This window comes from Duganella sp. FT27W, from assembly GCF_009295655.1.
Lineage (GTDB): Bacteria > Pseudomonadota > Gammaproteobacteria > Burkholderiales > Burkholderiaceae_D > Rugamonas > Rugamonas zoogloeoides.
Window position 1 is genome coordinate 1 of the sequence record NZ_WHIV01000022.1, and the last position, 318, is coordinate 318.

Consider the following 318-nt stretch of genomic DNA (forward strand, 5'->3'; position numbering starts at 1 on the left):
GATAGGCTGGGTGTGGAAGTGCAGTAATGCATTAAGCTAACCAGTACTAATTGCCCGTACGGCTTGTCCCTATAACCTTAGCAGGTTATGGTGAATAAGAAGTACGTTGAAACGTTCGTTGATACAAACAACTTCATTACCCACCTACTTACTTCTCCCAGATTCTGGGCAACGTTGATCAACAACGCGGTCCGTACAGTTCAATGCCTGATGACCATAGCAAGTCGGTCCCACCCCTTCCCATCCCGAACAGGACCGTGAAACGACTTTGCGCCGATGATAGTGCTGCAACCAGTGTGAAAGTAGGTTATCGTCAGG

At 48.1% G+C, this 318-nt stretch carries 2 rRNA genes; both read left to right on the forward strand.

Annotated elements, in window-relative coordinates:
• Positions 1-71: ribosomal RNA gene (locus F8197_RS28230) — 23S ribosomal RNA — on the forward strand; the annotation flags it as partial.
• A gap of 135 nt (positions 72-206) precedes the next feature.
• Positions 207-318: ribosomal RNA gene (rrf, locus tag F8197_RS28235) — 5S ribosomal RNA — on the forward strand; the annotation flags it as partial.